Source organism: Streptomyces sp. NRRL F-6492, from assembly GCF_001280125.1.
GTDB lineage: Bacteria > Actinomycetota > Actinomycetes > Streptomycetales > Streptomycetaceae > Streptomyces.
Map to the genome: position 1 here is coordinate 1 of NZ_LGEG01000074.1, position 3,885 is coordinate 3,885.

The 3,885-nt window shown below is 74.3% G+C and carries 4 protein-coding genes; 3 read left to right on the forward strand and 1 reads right to left on the reverse strand.

Translation table 11 applies throughout. The features are described from left to right. Window positions 1-1,059, forward strand: a 1,059-nt coding sequence (locus ADL08_RS08715) for a type IV secretory system conjugative DNA transfer family protein (RefSeq protein WP_053641497.1), incomplete at its 5' end; no start/stop codon positions are given. A 19-nt stretch (window positions 1,060-1,078) separates the two neighbouring features. Here ADL08_RS08715 and ADL08_RS08720 read toward each other — a convergent pair. Continuing rightward, window positions 1,079-1,654, reverse strand: a complete 576-nt coding sequence (locus ADL08_RS08720) for a GNAT family N-acetyltransferase (protein WP_053641498.1) — start codon at window positions 1,652-1,654, stop codon at window positions 1,079-1,081. Window positions 1,655-1,850: 196 nt separating this feature from the next. On the opposite strand from ADL08_RS08720, the gene ADL08_RS08725 reads away from it, so the two are divergent. Further along, a complete protein-coding gene (locus ADL08_RS08725) occupies window positions 1,851-3,107 on the forward strand; it encodes a sensor histidine kinase (RefSeq protein ID WP_420710539.1) in 1,257 nt (418 codons plus the stop codon). After that, window positions 3,104-3,775: a response regulator gene (locus ADL08_RS08730; RefSeq protein ID WP_053641500.1), complete on the forward strand. Its 672-nt coding sequence runs from the start codon at window positions 3,104-3,106 to the stop codon at window positions 3,773-3,775. Before ADL08_RS08725 ends, ADL08_RS08730 begins: the two co-directional genes overlap by 4 nt. Window positions 3,776-3,885 lie beyond the last annotated feature (110 nt).

Here is a 3,885-nt window from a genome sequence, read left to right on the forward strand (position 1 = left end):
CCCGCCCCCCTGGGCCCCGTACGGGAGACTCCGAGGCCGCCCCTGGCCCCGGCCGAGCCGCAGATCCCCCCACAGCCCCGGCCCACGAGCACGGCCACGACCGGCCGTCCGGCCCCCGCCGGAACACCCGACGGCACCACCCTCTTCGGCCCGCCCGAGGTCCGCCGCCCCGCCGCCGTCCAGGCCGTGCGGGACGCCGAAGGACCGGTCCTCGTCGTCACCTCCGACCCCACCGTCTGGTCGGACACCAAGGACGCGCGCGGCAAGCTCGGACCGGTCCTCGTCTACGACCCCGGCCACCTCTGCGACACCCCGGGCCGGCTCCACTGGTCGCCCGTCGAGGGCTGCGAGGACCCGGAGACCGCCCGGGCCAGGGCCGCCGCCCTGCTCGCCCCGGTCCGCCCGCACTCCCGGCTCGACGCGGCGACCGCCGACACCGCGGAGACACTCCTGCGCTGCTGGCTGCACGCGGCGGCCGTCGACGGCCGCCCCTTCCGGCAGGTGCACCGCTGGGCCCAGGGCTCCGACGCCCCCGAACCCGTACGGGTCCTCCGCAGCCACCCCAGGGCCGTGTCCGGCCTGGCGGGACTGCTCGAATCCGCCCTGACCGCCCACCCCGAGAGCCGTCGTCTGGCACAGGAACTGACGGCCCGTGCGTTCTCCGCGTTCTCCACGGTCCACATCCGGGAGGCGTGCACCCCGAACCGAACGGATTCACTGGCGCTGGCATCTTTCGTCCCCGAAGGGGGCACCCTCTACGTGGTGGGTGAATCGATCGAGGACCCCCGCACCCACCCCGGCGCGATGCCGCTCCTGACGGCGCTCGCCGCAAGCGTGGTCGAGCACGGCCGCCGCATGGCCGCACGGTCATCCGACGGTCGGCTCGACCCACCACTCACCCTGGTGCTCGACGACGTCGCCGCCGTCGCCCCGTTCCCCGCGTTCCCGGCCCTCCTGGCCGAAGGCCGGCTCCGGGGCCTGCCGACCCTGGCCCTGATGCGCTCCCGCGAACAGGCCAGGACCCGCTGGCCGAACGACGCCCTGGTCCCACGGGGCTAGGGCGCGTGTCGAAAGTCCCTCAGCGGGCGCCCGGGGAGACGGGCCGTCCCAGCCCGTACTCCACCTCCTCCGCCACCTCGCTCCCCGGCACCGCCACCCGCTCGCCGGTCGCCGTGAACCCGAACCGGCGGTAGAAGGCCGCCGCCCGCGCGTTCTCCTCGTGGACGTACAGCCGCACCCGCTCGACCACCGGCTCCGCCAGCGACCAGGACCACTCCACGCCCGCCCGGAACAGCGCGTCGACGACGCCCGCCCCGCGCGCCCCGGGACGCACGTACACCCCCACGACGTGCGTCTGGTCGACCTTCGCCGCCCCGCCGAACCGCACCTCGTCCGAGGGCCGTTCCACGAGCACCGTGATCGTGCCGGCCCAGGAGCCGTCCGGCCCCTCGGCCACGAACTGCCGCACCTTCCCGTCACCGCTGTCGGACGAGGCCTCCGCCCGCTCCCGCCAGAACGAGTCGGGCCGCTCGACGGCGGCCTCGTACGTGTCGAGGAAGGCCAGGTGCGCGACCGGATCTTGAAGGGCGACGAGACGGATCTCGCGGGCCTTCTCCCACTCGTCGGCACGGATGACCCGTATCAGATAGTCCATGTATCTGATCCTGGCGACGAGCAGACCCCCCTGACAAGGCATTTCCCGGGCCCCCGCCCCCACCCGTCATACCCCGGTACTACACCCGGACCCCCCGCACACCACCCCGGTCCGACGCCCCGCCCCCACCCGCCGCCTAGCGTCGACTCCACCGCCCTGTTGCCCAAGTACCGGAACGCACGAGGAAGATGACGACGTGACGACGGAGACGAAAGAACACATGGGCACGGACACGGGCCTCAGCCGCCACGTCCACCGTCTCCTCACGCGCGTACGGGCCTTCGACGCCCGCCGCCCCTGGCCGTGGGACACGGCGGTGACGTCCGGCTGGGTCCTCGCGGCGCTCGTGGACGCGGCGGGCGGCTGGCGGACCACCGCCCCGGACCCGACCCTGCCGGTCTGGCTCGTGACCGCCCTCAGCCTGGCCCTGAGCGTGCCGCTGTACTGGCGCCGCCGCCACCCCACGGCCGCCCTGGCCGCGATGGCCTGCGCGGCGCTCGTCAGCGACGCCTCGGGCGCCTTCCTCCAGTCCTCGTACCTCCAGCTGCTCCCGGTCTTCCACATCGCGCTGCTCCGCCCGCCCCGCGCGCTCCTGTGGTCCCTCGCCCTGATCCTGCCGCCGCTGGTGACGGGGGCCGTCCGCTTCTTCCCGGAGAGCTGGGACCAGCGGGTCGTCCCCACCCTGTGGGCGTACGCGCTCGTCGCCCTCCTCGGCATCACGGTCCGCTCCCGCAAGGACCACACGGCGGGCCTCGTCGACCGGGCCCGCCGCCTGGAGATCGAGCGCGACCAGGAGGTCCGGCTCGCCGCCGCGGCCGAACGGACCCGCATCGCGCGGGAGATGCACGACATCATCGGCCACAACCTCTCGGTCATCACCGGCCTCGCGGACGGCGGACGGTACGCGGCGGCCAAGAGCCCCGAGCGCGCCGCCCAGGCCCTCGACGCCATCGGTACGACGAGCCGCGAGGCCCTCGCCGACCTCCGCCGCCTCCTGGGCGTCCTGCGCGACGACGAACAGGAAGCGGCACGGGACCCCCAGCCCACCCTGGCGGACCTGGACGCCCTGCTCACCGGCGTGCGGAAGGCGGGCCTGCCGGTACGGCTCGCCGCCCACGACGAGCCGCCCGCCCCACCCCTCTCCCCCGGCGCCCAGCTGACGGTCTACCGGGTGGTGCAGGAGGCCCTGACGAACACCCTCAAGCACGCGGGCCCCGCCGCGCGGGCGACCGTGCTCCTCACGTACACCCCCCGGGAGGTACGGGCCGAGATCACGGACACCGGAACGGGCACCGCCCACGCCCCCCGGGGGCAGGGCCAGGGCCTCACCGGAATGCGCGAGCGCGCGGCCCTCTACGACGGCACACTCGACTGCGGCCCGCTGCCGGCCGGCGGCTGGGCCGTCCGGCTCCGCATCCCCCTTCGCACCCCCCGGGAGGTCTCCCCCTCGTGACGACCGTTCTCATCGCGGACGACCAGCCGATGCAGCGCTTCGGCTTCCGCATCCTGCTGGAGAGCCAGGACGACATGACCGTCGTCGGCGAGGCGTCGAACGGCGCCGAGGCGGTCCGTCTGGTCGACGCCCTCCGCCCCGACGTCGTCCTGATGGACATCCGCATGCCGGGCCTGGACGGCATCGAGGCGACCCGCCGCATCATCGCCACCGGCGCCCGCTCCCGCGTCCTGATCGTCACCACCTTCGACCTGGACGCGTACGCGTACGACGGCCTGCGCGCCGGCGCCAGCGGCTTCCTGGTGAAGGACGCCCGGCCGGAGGAGCTCCTCGCCGGCATCCGCGCGGTGGCCGCGGGCGACGCGGTCGTGGCCCCGAGCCTCACCCGCCGCCTCCTGGACGCCTACATCCACCACCTGCCGCAGGCCGCCCCCACGGAGGAGCCCCGCCCGGAGGACCCACGCCTCGCCGCCCTGACGGACCGGGAACGCGAGATCCTCACCGTCATCGGCCAGGGATGGACGAACACCGAGATCGCCGCCCGCCTCCACCTCGCGGAATCCACGGTGAAGACCCACGTGAGCCGCGTCCTCGCCAAGACGGGCGCCCGCGACCGCGTCCAGGCGGTCATCCTGGCGTACGACGCCCAACTCGTCGCGCCGGCCTGAAAAGGCCCGTGAACGCAGAAAAGCCCCGCACCATGACGGTGCGGGGCTTTCCCACAATGATTGTTCGGCGGTGTCCTACTCTCCCACAGGGTCCCCCCTGCAGTACCATC